We start from the raw sequence: 17,605 nt of genomic DNA, 5'->3' as shown, positions 1-17,605 counted from the left end.
CCACCATGTCTACGACTGACAACGCCATCGATCCCATCACCTTCGAGGTCGTGCGCAACAAGCTGCAGGCGATCACCGAGGAACAGGCGATCACGCTCAAATCGGTCTCCGGCTCACCGGTGGTGACCGAGGCGACCGACTTCAACAACGGCCTCTATCTCGCCGACGGCTCCATCGTCACCATGGGCCCGCAGGTGCTGTTCCACACCGGCACGATGTCCTCGGTGATCCGCTCGATCAATGCCGAGTTCGCGGAAAATCCGGGCATCCGGGAAGGTGACATGTTCATCCTCAACGATCCCTATCGCGGTGCCATCCATCAGCCCGACGTCTCGATCGTGGCTCCGATCTTCCATCACGGCCGTCATGTCGCCTGGGCCGGCTCCTGCGCCCACCAGCTCGATGTCGGCGGCATGAGCTTCGGCTCCTGGGCCATCGGCGCCACCGAGATCCAGCAGGAAGCCATGTTGCTGCCGGGCATCAAGCTGGTCGAGAACGGCGTGCTGCGCCAGGATCTGTGGCAGATGATCATGGGCATGACCCGCCTGCCCCATGTCCTGGGGCTCGACCTCAAGGCGATGATCGCGGCCAACACCGTAGCGGCCCGCCGGCTGGTCGAACTGATGGACCGCTATGGCGGCGACACTGTCGAGACCATCATGGCCGAGGAGATCGCCAGTTCCGAGCGCCAGATCCGCCAAGTCCTCTCAGCCCTGCCCGACGGCGTCTTCCGGGCGCGCGACTATATCGAGCATGACGGCCACGAGAACGTGCTCTACCGCGTCTGCGTGACCGCGACCAAGAAGGGCGATCGCCTCACCCTCGACATGACCGGCACCTCGCCCCAGGCGCCCGGCTTCATCAATTGTACGGCCTCGGGCATGCGCGGCGCCGCGCTTACCGGCCTGCTGCCCATCCTGGCGCCGCGCATCCGCTGGAACGAGGGCATTCTCCGCGCCGTCGATTTCGTGGCTCCGGAAGGCATCCTGTGCAACGCCTCCTGGCCGGCCCCGATCTCCTCGGGCACGATCTCCACAGCCTGGATCGTCCAGAACGTGGTGGTTTCTGCGCTGTCGCGCATGGTGGCCTGCTCGCCCGCGCATGCCTGCGAGAGCCAGGCCGTCACCAAGGGCCACATGATGGTGATGACGCTGGCCGGCCGAGACCGGGACGGCGCGCCCTTCGGCACCTTCCTGCTCGACTCCACGGCGGGCGGAGGCGGTGCCTTCCCCGACCATGACGGCCTCGACGGCTCCGGTGATTTCTGCGTGCCGCGGCCGGCCATCGCCAATGTCGAGGCCAATGAGGCGAACGGCCCCCTGCTCTATCTCTTCCGCGCCTTCGTGCCCGACAGCGGCGGGCCCGGCCGCCAGCGCGGCGGTGCCGGTGCCGCCCTCGCCATCGCGCCCTATGGCACAGATGCCCTGCAGGCGATGATGCTGGGCCATGGCGTGGAGGTGCCCAATGCCATCGGCCAGTTCGGCGGCCTGCCCGGCGCCTGCGGCCGGAACGTCATCCGCCGCGACGCCGGCGATCCGGCGGTCCTGGCCGGTCTCGCCGGTGATCTCGACGATTTGCTGACGGCCGGTGTCGAAGAGCTCGGCCCCAAGCCCGGCCGCATGCGCCTCACTTCGCATGACGTGCTCGGCTATGCCTTCCAGGGCGGCGGCGGTTATGGCGACCCCCTGCTGCGCGATCCCGACGCGGTGCTTAGGGATATCGTCAACGGCCATGTCAGCTCCGCTGCCGCGGCCGCCCAATATGGCGTAGTGATCGCGAACGGCGCCATCGACAGGCACGCCACCGAGGAAGCCCGGGCCGCGATCCGCGTCCGGCGCTTGGCCGGCACCGCGCCCACGCGGGCAGCGGCCCAAAGCGAGCTCACTATCGCAGACGGGCGCTTTGCCTGCGGCTGTGGCTGCGACCTCGGCCCAGTGGAGGCGAATTGGAAGGAGAAGGTGCGCAGCTATCACGTGGAACCGGAATCTTACGGGCCGCATATCCGCACCCATGCCGATCTCGAGCTGCGCGAACATGTCTGCACCGCCTGCGGCACCCTGCTTGAAGCCGAGGTCGTGCGCAAGGACGAGCCGTCCCTGGTCACGCTGCAGCTCGGCGCTGCCGCCTGAGACTGTCGGCACGAAAGGAATTCACCATGCAAAATTATCCCGCACGCGGCGCCGTCATCGTCACCGGCGCCGGGCAAGGCATCGGGCGCCGGCTCGCCCTTACGCTGGTCAGCGAAGGCGTCGATGTCTGCATCGCCGACTGGAACGAGGACAAGGGCCGCTCGGTGGCCGAAGAGGACACGCCGGGAACCGGCCAGCGCCTGTTCGTGCGCACCAATGTCGCCGACGAGGCCAGTTGCCAGGCCGCCGTCGCGGCCACACTCGAAGCCTTTGGCGGTGCCTTCGGCCTGGTCAACAATGCCTCGATCTTCTCGACCCTGAAGATGCGCCCCTTCTGGGAGATCCCCTCCGACGAATGGGACCAGGTCCAGGCCGTCAACCTCAAGGGCGTCTTCAACATGACGCGCGCCGCCCGCGAGGCGCTGGCAGCATCGGGCGAAGGCTCGGTCGTCAACGTGGCCTCCTCGACCATCCTGTTCGGGCGGCCCAATTATGCCCATTACGTCTCGTCCAAGGCCGGCGTGATGGGCCTTTCGCGGGCCATGGCGCGCGAACTCGGCAGCCAGGCGATCCGGGTCAACACGCTGACACCAGGCCCGACCTTCACCGAGGTCGAGCGGGCAACCGTGACGCCCGAACAGAAGGCCGCGATGATCGAGCAGCAATGCCTCAAACGCGCCGGCGGCCCCGACGACATCGCCGATGCGATCGCCTTCCTACTCTCGCGCCGGGCCCGCTGGATCACCGGGCAGCTCCTCAATGCCGATGGCGGCATGATCACCCATTGAAGTCAGGCCGCTCTCGAAGGGGCGGCCGCAAAAGGTACGCAGACATGGCTTACGCGATAGAACAGGACCGGATGCTGATCGGCGGCGAACTGGTGCATGCCTCGAGCGGCGAGTTCGACCTCTCGATCAACCCCGCCACGGAAGAGGTGATCGGCCGCTCGCCGCGCGGCACGGCCGAGGACGTCGAGCGCGCCTTTGCCGCCGCCGATGCCGCCTGGCCTGCCTGGGCCGCGCTCACCCCGGCCGAACGCGGCGCCCGCATGCGCGCCTTCGGCGAAGCCCTGCGTGCCCGCGCCGAGGAGTTCCTCAGGATCGAGGTCGCCGACACCGGCAACACCATCACGCCGATGCGCGGCGATGTCGGCCATGCCGTCGACAGCCTCGGCTACTATGCCGGGCTCATCCACGAGCTGAAGGGCGAGACCATCCCCGCCACGGCCGAAAACCTGCATCTCACCGTGCGGGAACCCTACGGCGTGGTGGCGCGCATCGCGCCCTTCAACCACCCGTTGATGTTCGCCGTCGCCCGCACCGCCGCCATGCTCGCGGCCGGCAATGCGGTGATCGTCAAGCCGCCGGAAACCAGCCCCCTGTCGGCGCTGCTGCTGGCCGAGGTCGCGCGCGAGGCCCTGCCGCCGGGGGTGTTCAACATCGTCACCGGCCCGGGCGCCATCGTGGGCGATGCCATCGTGCGGCATCCCGGCATCAAGCGCATCGCCTTCATCGGCTCGCCTCAGACCGGCCGCGCCATCCAGCGCTCGGCCGCTGAGGTGGCGGTCAAGCATGTGACGCTGGAACTGGGCGGCAAGAACCCCCTGATCGCCTTTCCCGATACCGATCCCGATGTCATCGCGGCCGCCGCGGTCCGCGGTATGAACTTCACCTGGCAGGGCCAGTCCTGCGGCTCCACCAGCCGGCTGCTGCTGCATGAGGACATCCATGATGCCGTGCTCGAACGCGTGGTCTCGACGGTTGCCAGCCTCAGGCTCGGTGATCCCTTCGATCCCGCCACCGATATGGGTCCGCTCAATTCACGCCTGCAATTGGAAAAGGTCGTTTCCTTTTTCGACAGCGCCAGGAATGACGGCTCGCGCTTGATGACAGGCGGCCGAAAGCCTGCAGGGGAACGCTTCGCCAAGGGATTCTGGGTGGAGCCGTCAGTCTATGCCGACATCAAGCCCGGCATGCGGCTGTGGCAGGAGGAAGTCTTCGGACCCATCCTATCGGTGGGGCGCTGGAAGACGGTGGACGAAGCGGTAGATCTCGCCAACAGCACCGAGTACGGCCTCACCGGCGCTGTGTGGACCAACGACATCCGCAATGCCCTCAACGTCGCCCGCAGGATCCGTTCCGGCCATGTCTGGATCAATGGCTGCTCCAACCATTTCCTCGGCGTTCCCTTCGGCGGCATGAAGAATTCGGGGGTCGGCCGTGAGGAAGGCATCGAGGAGATGCTCTCCTACACCGAGGCCAAGACCATCAACGTCATGCTCGGGTGAGCCGATAGGTCCGCATACCCAATCGCGCTGCTTGACCGGCTGCACCCGCGATATCGGGGCACAAACAAAACAACCGGTTCTATGGCAAGCCGGCGTCAACGTTGTGCTGGCATGAGTATTAGCCTCATTCGGCGGCTCTGTCGCAAAGTTGAATTGTAGACGGGCTTGGGCGGACCTGATCCGGTTCAGAGGGAGAGGATTTCGACCTGCTCGGCAAGGGACGGTGCTGGATTGAAGACATACCTCGCTTGTCGTTTGCGCATCATATGAACCATCTCGATGCCAGACGTGATCATCACCGCACAGGCCATTGATTTGAAGCCAAGCATCGACCGGATCCGTCGCTCGATGCGACGGTGATCTTGCTCGATGCGGTTGTTGAGATATTGGCTGTTGCGAATGCCGATAGCCTTCAGCTCCAACCGTGCCTCGCTTCGCAGTCGGCTTTCACTACCACAGGCGATAATGGCCTGCGGGTTGGTCTGGCTTCCATCGATGACGATGCACTCGGGTCTGCCGTGACGCTTCAATGCCGTGCGGATCAAGCGCTTGGCGGCCATCAGATCGCGGTGCTCGCTGAAGTGGAATTCGACAGTGTCGCCGACGCTGTCGATCGCGCGATACAGATACATCCAACGGCCGCGAACCTTGATGTACGTCTCATCAACATGCCACTTCCCGGTGACTGCGCGCTTTCGCAGGTTGAATCGCTCCAGCAACGGCGGTGAAAAGCGAACGACCCAGCGGTGGATCGTGGAATGGTCGACCCGGATGCCGCGCTCGACCATCATTTCTTCCAGATCACGCAGGCTTAAACTATAGGCCAGATACCAACGCACGCACAGCAGGATCACCGAGCGGTCGAAACGGCGGCCTGAAAACATGAAGTCATCCTCTGAATGAGGCGAACACTCATGCCGTCACAAGGTTGACGCCCAGTTTGCGGCGGAATGCGGGTAACGTATTGGGAATTCTTGGTTTTTGTCTGGAACTGTCAGCGAGGCGTGTTGTCACATAAAAAAGCCCGCCGAAGGGGCGGGCAAATCGCAAGTAAAGATGGTTGCGGGGGCCCGCAACCAAGTCTACTCCGCAGCACGCCACAATGTCCGAAACCGCGATTTCCCTCGGCGGATTGCGATGAAGGCGATTGGCTGCGCCACGCCACAGTTCTAAATTGGTGCCCTATCCCATCCCAGAGCGACGACGATAGAAAACCGGCGTAGTGCCGAGCCGCTTCTAGAAAACCCCCTATGCAAGGCATGGAGGCTTCAAACCTGCCCGCTCGGCAATACGAGCCAAGGGCCAGTCTGACGTCTCCATCAGCGTCTTCGCGCGTCCGATCCGAGCGGCCTCGACAAATTGAGCTGGGGTCGTGCCTGTCTGCCTGTAGAACGAATGCAAAAGTCCACTCAATCGTCCAGCGGCAGAAGCCGTATGATGGCGAAAAGCTGTGATCAATGCTGATTTACAAAGACCCAACGGAGTTCAGAGTGAATTGCCCAACCTTTGAGCTTGCAGAAATCAATTCTGCTGACCTACATTGTGCATCATAACAAAAGCGCTGAGCGCCATTGCTGATGCCCGCCTTGGGTATTTCCTCCCGTGACTTGGGTCACCCGTGCCGATTTCGATCTTATGTAGTTTTTTCCATACACCGTCTTGGTTTTATCTACGAGGTTGGAAATGATACTGGGGTTCTCGATTGAACCACCTTCTCCTTTAAGCCGCACAGACTCAGGGCTTAGGCCAAGTATCAGCACGCGCAAAATAGGATTACCGGGCGGTTGAATACGCGATCTTGAATATAAAGCGCACTCCGTCGGTCGGATGCTTCTCGTGCTGCACACTGCATAGTGAAAAGTCTGCAACACAAACCGCTCGCTAGGCCGCCAATCGATGACATACTGGGACTAAACAAATCTCTGGTGATTGATATTCTGGCGATACCGATCAAGTTCCGCCAAAGCTGATCGCGGCATTGATCTGGTTGCGGGGGCTGCATCATGGACGAAGCTGCGGAGCGCTTAAAACCCGAGCTGGTATTCTCGTTCGGACCGTACCGGCTAATACCGAGCCGCCAACTGCTTCTTCTTGAGGACCATCCTGTAAAGCTTGGGGGTCGAGGCTTCGAACTGCTGCGGCTACTCGTGCATCGCGGTGGCGAACTCGTTAGCAAAGAGGAACTGATGGCTGCCGCCTGGCCCGGTATCTTTGTTCACGAGAGCAATCTCAAGGTCAACATGTCCAACCTGCGTCGCCTGCTGGGCGACACCAAATTGAACCCTAGCTATCTCGCTACGGTTGTCGGCCGCGGATATCGGTTCATTGCGCCGGTGCAGGCCGGAATAGGGGCATTCGAGGAAGGCGACGCCTTTGCGGAAAGTTCCGGACTGGGTCATTTGCCGCCGCAGGAGCATATCGTGGGCCGGGAGGCGGAGCTTGCCGACGTGCTGAGCGCCTTGCACCGCGAACGGCATGTGACGCTGGTGGGCGCGGGCGGCATCGGCAAGACAACCGTGGCCATTGCCGCGGCCCGCGCCTATGCCGACGTATGTTTTGACGGCCTTTGCCTCGTGGATCTGTCTACAATAGACGACGCGACTCTACTTCCAGTCGCGCTCGTGACCGCGCTCGGTATTCGGGGCAATCCTGACGACAGCTTCGCCGCAATATTGGACTATCTGCTTTCGCGCCGGATGCTCGTCATTCTCGACAATTGCGAGCATGTGCTGCCCGCCGCAACCATTTTTGCACGCAGCTTGGCGTCGAAAAAAGGATTGTCGAAGATCCTGGCGACAAGCCGAGAGCCACTGAATTTTGACGTGGAGTTTCTGATTAGGATCGGGCCGCTTGCCGTTCCTGATGGCAAACCGGGTTTGCCCTTGCAACGCGCTATCTCATTCCCGACCGTGGAGTTGTTCGCGTCTCGGGCGCTGCAGTGGGCAGGATATCAAATCAGCGATGCCGATTGTGACGCGGTCGTGTCGATCTGCCGCTCGGTCGACGGATTGCCGCTCGCGATCGAACTGATGGCGGCGCAGCTTGAGAACTATTCCCCTTTGGAGCTGCTGGCGATGTTCGATCGACACACCAGTTTCTCCAATCTTCGCCTTGACGGGGTAACACCGCGCCATGAAACGCTGCTTGCTACGATAGACTGGAGCTACAGACTTCTTTCGCAAAGGGAGGCGGCCATCTTCCGCCTGGTGTCGGTCTTTGCCGACTTCTTTGAGTTGGAGGATGCCGTTCACGTCGCCAGAGCGGTGGATCTGGATCCCATCGATGTCGTGGCCGGCCTTGGCGGCCTCGTTGCAAAATCGCTACTGAACGCGGAAGTCAATGGGCCGGGACTGCGCTACCGCCAACTCGCCAGCACCCGACATTACGCTGCCGAGAAACGGCGTACCGACAATGCCGACGCCTTGATCCTCAAATATCATGCGCAACGCGTTCTCGATCTTTTCAAGAGATCGGAAGATGAATGGCACTGGCTCGAAAAGGGCGATTGGACCACGCGCTATGTGAGCCGGCTCGCCGATTTACGTGCCGCGCTTGCCTGGGCTTTCGGTGCTGACGGCGATATCGCGCTCGGCATAGGGCTGACGGTCGCGGCCATTCCACTGTGGTCGGAGACCTCGATCCTTTCCGAAGCGCAGGAACGCACGGAAGTGGCGCTGAAGCTCGCGGAGAGCGTTCCCTGTGATGGTCTTCTCAAGGCCAAGCTGGCCTGCTCGCGCGCCTGGAGCCTGTATTACTCAAAGATGCGCAAGGAGATCGAGGATGCCTGGCTCCGCGCCATTGGCTTTGCCCAGCGCGCACATAGCCTCGAATACGAGCAGCGCGGCCTGGAGGGGCTCGCTTATTATCAGATGGAGGTCGGCAAGATCGATGAGGCGATCAGTTGCCTAGAGGCGTCCGAGAGATTGTCGGCGCGGCATCGGGATTGGTCGGCCGCCCCCGAGGGCGATCGCGCACTGGCCTGGGCGAAAGCGCATCGAGGCGACTTCGTCGAAAGCGGGAAGGTCCTCGACCGGCTCGCGGTGCAACATTCCTTCGCCGGTAAGCGCACAGCCATGGCAGGGCAGGACATCATCCGATTTGTGTCGGTCCGATGCTATCTCACCTTCATCGCCTGGATGACCGGCCGTGCCGACTATGCCAACGTTGTCACGCGCGACGCAGTCGAGCAGGCTGGGCGCGCTGGACATTGGCTGTCACAATCCAATGCGTTGGGACTGGCTGCGCTGCCGCTGGCCTTGGAGACAGGGAACATTGCCCTTCTCGAACATTATTCTGTATTGATGCAACGCAATATGGAGCGGGAAATCATTCCCCGCTGGATCCCGGTTCATCATTATTTCAAGGGCACGCTTAGCTACTTAAAGGGAGATGGTGAGGCCTATCGCGAAGTAAGAGACGCGATCGAGCACATGATCGAATGTAGATATCTGTTGCGCATCGGCATGTATATCGCTGGTCTTGCCCGGGTCCTCTTGCACCGGGGCTTGCTGAACGAGGCAGCCGATACGATCAGCCTCGCATTCCGGTATCAGGAGCGGCAGGGCGAGCGATGGTGTCGCAGCGAATTGATACGGATTGATGCAGCCATTCGGCACCGGGCCGGAAATCATGCCGCGGCCGAACGGATGTGGAAGGACGCCGTGGAAGAAGCGCATGCGATCGGAGCAAAGTCGTTCGAGCTGCGCGCCGCAAGCGACCTTGCGGCCCACTATATCGACACGTGCCGCTCTGGGGAGGCTATGGCATTACTCGCCCCTCTTTATCGGGGATTCAGCGAAGGCTTTGACACGCAGGATCTTCGTACCGCAACGCAATTGCTGCACTCGGCGAGCTCACCGGCTGGAGCACTTTTACAATGAACGTTGATATCCAGCAGCTTCGAAGAAGTTGGCGTATTCGGACGGAATGAGGCGATCGAGTAGACCGCCAATGCTTTTGATCGGGGCATGGCGGTTCGCGCGGGCTCGCGGCGCAGAGCGCTTTGAATGCTTGGTGAAAACCAGCTCGATGGGTAGGCGATAGGCAGAACAACCACGCCCATCCTTCCTCGCTCCCTCTCTCCGCCGCGGACTTCGCAATTGTTTCGTATCGCGTGCCGCTCCTTTTGCTCCACAAACGGTAGACGAGGCCTTGGCTGGACTCAGGGGCTGCAGGCAGTTTTGATCTTTTTTACCTCGTTTAACCACCCACGTGCTGCCTCTGATGATACGTAAGCTCTGAGCCAGGATAGCGAGAATGAAGGTCCGGGCACGCTGGCGGCAGGTATCCGGGGTAGAACTCCTCATTTTGAACAAGTGGCCGCTCGGTCCGTCATATCAAAGGCGCGTGCCTGGTCCGAGACGATTGGAATCTGGATCGAGAAAAGCGAGCAAGACAATGCCGCGTTCCTCCACCACTTTGTCGCTGTCAGATGCCAAGCGGATGCTTGAAGCGGGTGAAGCCAAGGCCGCCAGTATGGGCATTGCCTATAATATCGCTGTCGTCGATGCCGGCGGCGCGCTTGTCGCGTTTACACGACAGGACGGCGCCCTGATCGGGAGTATCGATCTCGCCATCGGCAAGGCGATTACGGCGCGGCTTTTCGATAAGTGCACCTCGGATCTCGCGAGAATGGCGCAACCAGGCGCGCCACTATTCGGCATCGGGCAGAGCAATGGCGGCAAGGTCGTGATCTTCGGAGGCGGCCTACCGGTGAAGATCGACAACCAGATCGTCGGCGCGGTGGGCACCAGCGCAGGTTCGATCGAACAGGACATTGCCGTGGCCGAGGCGGCAGCCGCGGCCATCAGCCAGAGAATGGACTCCTAAAACGCCATGTTCGCGGCCAAGAGCAGCAACGTCTACTGAGGGAAGGCGCCGGGATGATCGAGCTAACTGTCAATGGAACCAAACACCAAGTAAATGTCGTCCCAGAGATGCCTTTGCTCTGGGTTTTGCGTGATGAGCTCGGCATCACCAGCCCCAAATATGGGTGCGGAATAGCTCAGTGTGGCGCCTGTACGGTGCAAATTGACGGGGCGGCAGTGCGCTCGTGTCAGGCGCGTATGGCTGATGTCGCAGGCAAGGCGATAACCACCATTGAAGCGGTTGGCAACGGAAAGCTGCACCCGGTCCAGGAAGCCTGGATCGAGCATCAGGTTCCGCAATGCGGCTATTGTCAGATCGGCCAGATGATTCAGGCGATTTCTCTGCTCAAAGCGATTCCCAAGCCGACCGATGAAGACATCAACGACGTCATGTCGGGAAATCTCTGCCGATGCGGCACCTATGAGCGCATTCGCGCTGCTATCCACACGGCCGCCGAGAAGATGGGAGGGAAATGACATGGGCGAGATGCCAAATCTTTCGCGACGCAACTTCATTTTCGGCTCCGTCGCGTTCGCTGGCGGTGTGGCCTTCGGGCAGTATGGTCAGGCACAACAGGTACCTTCTTCCGCAGCCGCGACGAATCCGCTGATCGCGGACCTCGGTCCGCGTTCGGTAACGTTCAATCCGTGGGTCGAGATCAGTCCGGAAAAAATCACGCTGATAGCCCAGCATGCCGATAAGGGCCAAGGCATCGGCTCTATCCAGCCCCTCATGATCGCCGAGGAGTTGGACCTCGAGCCGGGCCAATTTGAGATTCGGTTCGCCGGACCTAGTCCCGCCTATTTCAATACCGGCTTTGCCCACGAACTTGCGCCCTTCATGGCACCAGACCAAAGCCCGGAAGCTGAGAAGGCCCGCGCGGCCGCGCTGGAATGGCTGAGGAAGGCCGGTCTGCAGATGACCGGGGGCTCCAGCGCGATTCCCGATACCTACGAGAAGCTGCGCATGGCCGGGGCGATTGCGCGCGAAACGCTCAAAGCGGCTGCAGCCAAGCGCAGTGGCGTCCCGGCCGCTGACATTCGAACGGAAGCCGGAAGCGTGATCTTGCCTGACGGGACAAAAATCCCCTACGTCGCGCTTTCGGCCGAGGCTGCGAAGATCACTCCGGTTGCGGTCACCAAGCTCCGTGATCCATCGCAATGGCGAATTCTCGGAAAGCCGATGGAGCGACTTGACATCCGTTCGAAAGTTACGGGCGAGATGAAGTTCGGTATCGACCGGACGATGGACGGCATGGTGTACGCGGCCGTCAAGCTCAACCCCAACAAGGGGCAACCGATCAAGTCCTACGACGCGAGCAAGGCTCAGGCGATGCCGGGGGTCCAAAAGATCCTCAAAGTATCGAATGGCATCGCAGTCATTGCAACGAACAGTTGGTACGCGATGCAGGCGGCCGAGCTTGTCGACTGTGTGTGGGAGCCGAGCACATATCCGGCTGAGCAGGCCGATCACTGGACAGCCGTGGCCTCGTCCTTCACGCCACAGTTCCTCGCCAAAGAATGGCGCAACGACGGCAATATCGACACTGGATTAAAAGACGGTACCCTGATCGAGGCGGAATATCGCGCACCCTATGTGGGACATCAGCCGCTGGAACCGCTCAACGGCATAGGCATCGTTACCGACAAGGGGATGGAAATCTGGGTCGGGCATCAAACGCCACAATCCGTGCAGTACATCGCGGCCAATGCGATCGGCATGAAGCCAGAACAAGTGATCTTTCATAACGAGTGGATGGGCGGGAGCTTCGGGCATCGGCTCGAATTCGAGAATGTCAGAGTGCTTGCCGAGATCGCCAACCAGATGCGCGGGACGCCGGTGAAGCTCGTGTTTTCGCGGGAGGAGGACTTCCTACAGGACATTCCCCGGCAGATTGCGATGGGCCGAGGCAGGGGAAGCGTCAAGGATAGAAAGATTGTCGCGGTTGATATGCAGGTGGCCGCAACAGCGCCGTTCAAGGAGCTCTTAACAAGGATGGGCTCGCCCTCGAAGGAGCCCGATGGCCAGCTGGGGGTTGGAATCTGGAACGTTTACTACGACATTCCGAATTACCGGGCGACAAGCTTCGAAGTGCAAGGACTATCGCCGTCCACGACTTGGCGGTCCGTAGGCGCGTCCGCCAATGGATTCTTCATCGAGGGATTTATCGACGAATTGATTCACGCCGCGGGGCTAGACCCGCTCAAGGCGCGCATCGAGATGTGCAAGATTCCGATCTATCGGAAGCTCCTGGAGACCGTCGGCGAGATGGCGGACTGGAAGGGGCCCCTCGGACGCGGAAAAGGCCGCGGCGTTGCGTTTGTCGAGTCGTTTGGAACGGCTGTCGCCGAGATCATCGAAGTGACTATGACCGACGCGGGCATCAAGATCGACAAGGTCTGGGTGGCGGCCGATGTCGGCAAGATTGTGGATCCTGTCAACTTCGAGAATCTCGTCCAAGGCGGCGTCGTCTGGGGCCTTGGCCACGCCATGAACTGCGAACTCACCTATGCCAAGGGGGCCGTACAGCAGACGAACTACAACCACCATGAAGCCATGCGCATGTATCAATGCCCGGTGATAGAGGTGCGCGGTCTGGAGAATGATTACACGGTCAGGGGCATCGGGGAGCCGCCCGTACCGCCTGCGGCGCCAGCGCTGGCCAATGCTATCTTCGCCGCAACGGGCAAACGCATCCGAGAAATGCCTTTCAACAAGTTCGTCGATTTCGCGTGAGGGCGGGCCATGAGAAGGACAACTCTGATCGCGCTCACCTTTGCGAGTTCATCAATTGTCGCCCTGACGGGCTTTGTTTTGGCCAAGGAGAAGTCGACGGATGCCTTGCCGTCGGGCAGCATCAGCCGGGCCGAGGGGTTGGAGGCCTGGAAGAGAATTGAGGCAGTGGTGACGCATCCACGCTGTGCCAATTGTCATGTCGACGCAAAAGCCGTGCCGATTTGGACGCCGGCCGGTGAAAACAAATCCCGAGTACACGGCATGAACATCCGCGGCGGAGAAAGTCGAATTGGAGCTGAGACAGTCCCATGTTCGACGTGCCATCTCACTTCAACATTGCCGAATCCGCCCGCTCCGGCGCCCCTGCATGCAGGCATCGACTGGCAACTTGCACCCGTAGAATTCATCTGGTTTGGCAAGAGCGGTGCCGAGATCTGTGCTCAGCTTAAGGATCCCAAGCGGAATGGCGGTCGCGACGCTGTCGGCCTCCTTGAGCATTTGAGGCACGATGCATCGCTAAACGGATTTATTCCCAGGGCATGGGAGCCAGGCGCCGGCCGCGCGCCTCCGCCGGGGACCTTCGAGGATCATGTCAAAGACATGGCCCTTTGGGGCGCGGCCGGACAGCCCTGCCCGCGCTGAGGAGGCATGATGGTTGTGCTGTTTTGGTGATCGGCACTGACGCCATGCCGATACAGGATTCATCGGAGACCTCATCGATGCTCCGCAGTCTCCCTATCGTCCGGCGAACTGACCTTTCGCGGATCGCTCTGCGATAGCAAGCCGCCTCATGCGCGTTGTTGCGGTCGCCGTCTTATTGTCGAGGTACATTGCGATGATCAAAAAACATACCGACCGCTGCGCGTCCGGCCCGGCGAGATTTGGGTTCGACATCGATCCCAACTTTCTTGCAGTCTGCTATTGCCTCGACTGCAAGAGAGCATCGGGCAGTGAAGCGGAGACACTTCTGGGCACAACTGAAGACGGGTGACAGGCTAGCGTCACGTATCCATGGCTCCCGGTCGGACGCACACATGCTTCTCCTGCCCCGGTAACCGCCTTGGACAAGATGGGTGAAGATCGCTGCGCGGGGGTCGGTGCGCGCCGCATAACCACCACGAATGGGGACAGGGATGCTGGAGAAAGCCTATCGCGGTCAATGCGCCGCCGTGAAGGTGCATTGCACGAACGAAGGAGAGCAGCGAAAACGGGGCCTCACGCTTTTCGCCCTGGCGCTCGGCAGCTTCTGCGTCGGGACGTCCGAGTTTGCGAGCATGGGGATGCTCCAGTTGTTCTCCGCAGGCCTTGGCATCGATATCCCCACGGCAACGAATGCGATTGCGGCCTATGCCCTCGGTGTGGTGATCGGCGCTCCTCTCGTGACGCTGGCGGCGGCGCGGCTGAATCGGCGAACGCTTCTTCTGTGTCTAATGGGCCTGTTCATCCTCGGAAACGTCCTGTCGGCGGTCGCCACCAATCTCAGCATGTTCGCCCTGGCCCGCTTCGTCAGCGGTATGCCACAAGGGGCCTATTTCGGCGCCGGCGCTGTGGTGGCGTCGTACATCGTTGGCCCTGGCCACGCCGGAAAGGCATTCGCACTAGTCATGACTGGCCTGACGATCGCGACGATCATCGGCTCGCCTCTGGCAACCTTCCTCGGCCAGACTCTGGGCTGGCGAAACACCTATCTCAGCGTTGCCGCGGTGGCCGGCCTGGCCTTTCTGGCCTTGTGGACCTGGGTGCCTCGAACCGAAGCGCTTCATGGCGGACCTGTCATACAAGAACTAACCTCCCTGCGCAGGCCGGCGGTCTGGACCATGATGCTCGTCGCTGCGCTCGGCGTGGCCAGCATCTTCGCCGTCTATACCTTCATCGGCCCCTTCGTCACCGATGCGGCAACGCTCGATCAAGCATGGATTCCGGTAGCGCTCGCGCTGTTCGGCCTCGGCATGACCGCGGGCAACCTGGTCGGCGGCCGGCTGGCGGATACCTATCCCGCGCGAGGATTGGTAATGGGTTATGGTTGCGCCCTGATCGTGCTTGCAGTGCTGGCGGCCGGTGGCGGCAATGTGTGGATCCTAATGCCAGCACTGTTTGGCGTCGGCACGACCATGATGGTCGCCATCCCCACGATCCAGGTGCGCCTGACGCGCCTCGCTCCAGAGGCGCCCACGCTGATGGGCGCCATGAACCTTGCGGCGCTCAATGTCGCCAACGCTATCGGCGCTTGGGCGGGCAGCCTGACCATTGCAGCCGGCTACGGCCTTTTCTCTGCCGTGTGGGCGGGCTTCGGACTGACCCTTCTGGGTCTTCTCGTCTTCGCTCTCACCCTGCCGAAGGCACCTCAGCTTGCGTCTGCATGACCCACTATGGACGCTTACAGCATCGAGCCTGATTTGTGAATCAGGCTCGATGCTGTAAGTTCCTGTTGTCACATCTCTTTTGCCGAAAACCGGCACCCACTTTTCAGCGCGATGCTCTAGAAATGTCCGCGGAAGAGGCTGCGGAAGAAGTTGGCTTTAGTGGCGAGCAGCATAGCTAACGAATTGATCCGGATGCAGTCCGCACGAGCATAGGCCGATACGGAGTTCATACCATGACGATCAGCGACGCTCGGCGAGAGCAAACATACCCAACACTTTCAGCCTTCCAAATCGGCACGGCTCGACGCTTCGCGAGCGGTGAGCCGTGCCACTTTGGCCCAGGCGACATCCTTTATGAAATCGGTACCCGCAACGTCCCTGCCTGGCTTATCCTGGAGGGCTCGGCCGATGCAATCCAGCGCGGTGCGGCTGGCAGGTCATCCGTGATCGCCACCTACGGTCCCGGCCAGTTCACCGGTGAGACCAATCAGTTGTCTGGCCATGCAACGCTGGCATCGGTGGTCGCGGGCGATAACGGCGTACTGGCAATACCCTTTGATGCACCACATCTTCGCGCGCTTGTCATCGGGTCGGCGGATGTTGGTGAAGCGATCATGCGTGCCTTTATCCTCCGTCGCGTTTCGCTGATCGATGAAGGGCGGGTCGGCGGCGCAGGGTCGGTTCTGGTTGGACGCCGGGATGCTCCGGACATCGTGAGGTTGTCCGGATTTCTCACCCGCAACGGCTATCCTCACGCCATCATCGCGGAATGCGAGACCGAGGGGCGCGAGTTGGTTAAACGGCTCGGCATCGCACCAGAAGATCTGCCCTTGATGATCTGCCCGAACGGCACATTACTCAGAAATCCAAGCGACGGGGATGCTGCATCCTGTCTCGGCATCATACCGGATCTCGATCCGACGAGCGTCTATGACGTTGCAATCGTCGGAGCAGGACCGGCTGGGCTGGCTACCGCCGTCTATGGGGCATCTGAGGGACTGTCCGTTCTGGTTCTTGATTCACGGGCCTTTGGTGGCCAAGCGGGCGCGTCCGCCCGGATTGAAAATTATCTTGGCTTCCCAACTGGTATCTCTGGACAGGCTCTTGCCGGCCGCGCCTTCAACCAGGCGACGAAGTTCGGTGCCAAGCTCGCGATCCCGCTGACCGTCGGAAAGCTATGCTGCCATGGAGCTGAGGCGAAGGCTCCGTTCTCTCTCGAGCTCAGCAATGGATGTACTGCACAGGCGCGTTCCATCGTGATCGCGTCAGGAGCGCGTTACCGTCGGCCGGATATCACTAATGTCGAAGAGCTGGAGGGGGCCGGCGTCTCCTACTGGGCATCGCCGATCGAGGCCCGCCTCTGCACCGGAGAGGAAGTCACTCTCGTCGGCGGCGGAAACTCGGCCGGCCAAGCCGTAGCCTACCTATCACCGCAGGTCAGGCACCTACATCTCGTGGTCCGGCGCCCCCTCGAGCAGACCATGTCCCAGTATCTGATCGACCGGATCACAGCATTGCCCAATGTCGAACTTCATGTGGGCAAGGAGATTGTGGGCCTGCATGGAGACCGAGAGACAGGTCTGACCGGTGCCACCTTCCGTGACACTCGAACCGGCGAGACAGAAGAGTGTGCGTCGCGCCATCTCTTTCTATTCATTGGTGCCGATCCCAATACCAGCTGGTTAGATGGCTGTGTCGCGATCGATGGAAAGGGCTTCGTTCTCACAGGAGACCACACCGATCATGGCGAACGACTGCAGTTGGAAACGAGCTGCCCTGGCATCTTTGCGGTGGGAGACGCACGCGCCGGCTCCACCAAGCGGGTCGCCGCCGCGGTCGGTGAGGGCGCGGCCGTCATCGCGCAGATTCATTCCTTCTTGGCGCGAAATGTCGGACGCAGTTTGGATAAGGGTCAGTAGTCGGCCGCCAGCGCCTTCGCCTTACCCAGGTCAGGCAAGGGAGAGCGAGCCAAGTCTGCTGCCGGTTTCGTTGCCCCGAGCCCGGAGGAGCCGGTAGTCGACGATGCGCGCTCCCCCAGGTCAAACTGTATCCACTTGTGTGGAAGCCCTCGACTCAAAACGCCATCTGGGCGGTTAGACCCAGATGGCGAGCGATTTATGACAGAATTGGTTGCGGGGGCAGGATTTAATCATTACTTGCGGTCATTAAAGGCACGGCGCGACCTGCTAGAAAGTCTGCTTACCGATGATCCAAGCGGATTA

At 61.0% G+C, this 17,605-nt stretch carries 12 protein-coding genes; 11 read left to right on the top strand and 1 reads right to left on the bottom strand.

The window, feature by feature from the left end:
* Positions 1–5 precede the first annotated feature (5 nt).
* The 3 genes from U1R88_RS27380 to U1R88_RS27370 are packed head-to-tail and all read left to right on the top strand — an operon-like array spanning position 6 to position 4,416.
* On the top strand, positions 6–2,129 hold the full coding sequence (locus U1R88_RS27380; protein WP_322434108.1) for a hydantoinase B/oxoprolinase family protein: 2,124 nt from the start codon (positions 6–8) through the stop codon (positions 2,127–2,129).
* A gap of 26 nt (positions 2,130–2,155) precedes the next feature.
* Positions 2,156–2,917: an SDR family NAD(P)-dependent oxidoreductase gene (locus tag U1R88_RS27375; protein WP_322434107.1), complete on the top strand. Its 762-nt coding sequence runs from the start codon at positions 2,156–2,158 to the stop codon at positions 2,915–2,917.
* Positions 2,918–2,961: 44 nt separating this feature from the next.
* Entirely contained in the window at positions 2,962–4,416 is a 1,455-nt protein-coding gene (locus U1R88_RS27370) for an aldehyde dehydrogenase family protein (RefSeq protein ID WP_322434106.1), read from the top strand.
* A gap of 185 nt (positions 4,417–4,601) precedes the next feature.
* On the opposite strand, the gene U1R88_RS27365 is transcribed toward U1R88_RS27370, so the two are convergent.
* The gene (locus tag U1R88_RS27365) at positions 4,602–5,300 is read right to left on the bottom strand and encodes an IS6 family transposase (RefSeq protein WP_322434105.1); all 699 of its coding nucleotides are present in this window, start codon (positions 5,298–5,300) and stop codon (positions 4,602–4,604) included.
* Positions 5,301–6,419: 1,119 nt separating this feature from the next.
* Here U1R88_RS27365 and U1R88_RS27360 point away from each other — a divergent pair.
* The 8 genes from U1R88_RS27360 to U1R88_RS27325 all read left to right on the top strand — a co-directional run bounded on the left by U1R88_RS27360 (position 6,420) and on the right by U1R88_RS27325 (position 17,302).
* Entirely contained in the window at positions 6,420–9,296 is a 2,877-nt protein-coding gene (locus U1R88_RS27360; protein WP_322434104.1) for an ATP-binding protein, read from the top strand.
* Between the two features lie 517 nt (positions 9,297–9,813).
* Entirely contained in the window at positions 9,814–10,245 is a 432-nt protein-coding gene (locus U1R88_RS27355) for a GlcG/HbpS family heme-binding protein (protein ID WP_322434187.1), read from the top strand.
* A 53-nt stretch (positions 10,246–10,298) separates the two neighbouring features.
* On the top strand, positions 10,299–10,760 hold the full coding sequence (locus U1R88_RS27350) for a (2Fe-2S)-binding protein (protein WP_322434103.1): 462 nt from the start codon (positions 10,299–10,301) through the stop codon (positions 10,758–10,760).
* A gap of 1 nt (position 10,761) precedes the next feature.
* Positions 10,762–13,020 carry a xanthine dehydrogenase family protein molybdopterin-binding subunit gene (locus U1R88_RS27345; RefSeq protein WP_322434102.1) on the top strand — a complete coding sequence of 753 codons (2,259 nt, stop codon included), beginning with the start codon at positions 10,762–10,764 and terminating at the stop codon, positions 13,018–13,020.
* A gap of 9 nt (positions 13,021–13,029) precedes the next feature.
* On the top strand, positions 13,030–13,662 hold the full coding sequence (locus U1R88_RS27340) for a hypothetical protein (RefSeq protein WP_322434101.1): 633 nt from the start codon (positions 13,030–13,032) through the stop codon (positions 13,660–13,662).
* Between the two features lie 148 nt (positions 13,663–13,810).
* Positions 13,811–14,011 carry a GFA family protein gene (locus U1R88_RS35835; protein WP_489671956.1) on the top strand — a complete coding sequence of 67 codons (201 nt, stop codon included), beginning with the start codon at positions 13,811–13,813 and terminating at the stop codon, positions 14,009–14,011.
* 142 nt (positions 14,012–14,153) lie between these two features.
* Entirely contained in the window at positions 14,154–15,383 is a 1,230-nt protein-coding gene (locus U1R88_RS27330; RefSeq protein WP_322434100.1) for an MFS transporter, read from the top strand.
* A 233-nt stretch (positions 15,384–15,616) separates the two neighbouring features.
* Complete coding sequence (locus U1R88_RS27325) at positions 15,617–17,302, top strand: FAD-dependent oxidoreductase (protein ID WP_322434099.1); 1,686 nt, start codon at positions 15,617–15,619, stop codon at positions 17,300–17,302.
* The last annotated feature ends 303 nt before the right edge of the window (positions 17,303–17,605 follow it).

This window comes from Labrys sedimenti (genome assembly GCF_034424805.1).
Taxonomy (GTDB): Bacteria; Pseudomonadota; Alphaproteobacteria; order Rhizobiales; family Labraceae; genus Labrys; species Labrys sedimenti.
This window is presented reverse-complemented; position numbering and strand designations above follow the sequence as displayed.